The sequence below is a fragment of the Cellulomonas algicola genome (assembly GCF_003851725.1).
Lineage (GTDB): Bacteria > Actinomycetota > Actinomycetes > Actinomycetales > Cellulomonadaceae > Cellulomonas > Cellulomonas algicola.
In genome coordinates this window covers 1-1,488 of record NZ_BHYL01000435.1, presented here as the reverse complement: position 1 = coordinate 1,488, position 1,488 = coordinate 1, and the positions used below count along the sequence as shown (strand labels likewise).

At 78.6% G+C, this 1,488-nt stretch carries 2 protein-coding genes; both read right to left on the bottom strand.

The genetic code is table 11. The annotated features are described in order from the left end of the window. On the bottom strand, positions 1–214 hold a 214-nt coding region (locus CTKZ_RS20480; protein ID WP_148090542.1), incomplete at its 3' end, for a hypothetical protein. Between the two features lie 31 nt (positions 215–245). Next, entirely contained in the window at positions 246–1,154 is a 909-nt protein-coding gene (locus CTKZ_RS20475) for an iron-sulfur binding domain-containing protein (RefSeq protein WP_235843584.1), read from the bottom strand. Between the last annotated feature and the right edge of the window lie 334 nt (positions 1,155–1,488).

Below are 1,488 nucleotides of genomic sequence, written 5' to 3'. Positions count from 1 at the left end.
CGCGCGGCTCGTCGTCGGTCTGCGCCTCGACGTCCCCCGACACGACGCCGAGCACCTGCCGCCGCACCGCCCGGTGCCGGCCGATCGTGCCGCCCGCGTCGAGCCGTGCGACGTGCACGCTCGTCGCCCCGGTCGTGGGCGGGACGGCCTCGAGCAGCACGCCCGCGCTGTCGAACCGGTCGAGCGGGTAGCGGACGACGTCGTAGAGGCGCATGCCCGCACCGTCGCGGCTCGCACGACGACCGTCAAGCGGGCAGGCGGTAGGTCGGCGGCGCGTCGTCGTCGCGGCCCGGGACGCGCACGACGAGACCGTCCGCGACGAGCGCGTCCACGCACCGCTCGCGCTGCACGGCGTCCGGCCAGACGGCGTCGATCGCGTCCTGCGGCACCGGGCCGATCGCCTCGCGCAGCAGCGCCATGACGCGCCCGCGCACCTGCCGGTCCGTCCCCGCCCACGCCTGCGTGCGCCGTCGGGCGGCGTGCTCGTCACCGGGGCGACCCGCCGCGCGCCACGCACAGCGGTCGGCGACCGGGCATGCGTCGCAGCGCGGCGACCGCGCCGCGCAGACGAGCGCGCCGAGCTCCATCGACGCCGCCGCCCAGCGTGCCGCCGTCGCGTCGTCGTCGGGCACGAACGTGCCTGCCAGCGCGACCTCGCCGACGGTCTGCGACGGCGCGGGCAGGGCCGTCCCCGCCGCGACGCGCGCGATCACCCGCCGGACGTTCGTGTCGAGCACCACGGACCTGCGCCCGAACGCGAACGCCCGCACGGCCGCTGCGGTGTACGAGCCGATCCCGGGCAGGGCGAGCAGCGCGGCCTCGTCGTCGGGGACCTCGCCGCCGTGCCGCTCGACGACCGCCCGCGCGCACTCCTGGAGCCGCAGCGCGCGCCGCGGGTAGCCGAGCCGGTCCCACGCCCGCAGCACGTCGGCCGTGCTCGCGGCCGCCAGATCGGCGGGCGTCGGCCAACGCGTCATCCACGCGCGCCACGCCGGCTCGACCCGGACGACCGGCGTCTGCTGCAGCATGACCTCGCTGACCAGGACGCCCCACGGCGTGCGGTCCGGCGCGCGCCACGGCAGGTCGCGGGCGTGCTCGTCGAACCACGCGACGACGTCGTCGCGCACGCCGGCGGCGTCGAACGTCGGGGACACCCGGACATCCTCCCCGACGCCGCCCACGCCCGGGTGGGTGCGCCGCCGGCCGGGGCGGGCGCCGACGTCCGCCCGTGCGTCTCGGCCCGCGAGTCGGGCCCGGTCACCGTGCGCCGCCGCCGTACTGTGGTCGCGCGTCAGGCCGCACCGCGCGCGAGAGCCCGGTCGACGCGACGACCGACCGACCGAGAAGCCGACCGAGGGGGTGCGATGGGCGTCGTCCGGCCCGCAGGCCCGCTGCCCGCCCGCGTGTACTGGGTGCGGCGCGTCGTCGTCCTCGGGATCCCGCTGCTCCTCGTCGTCCTGGTCGTGTGGCTCGTCGCCGGCCGCGGGG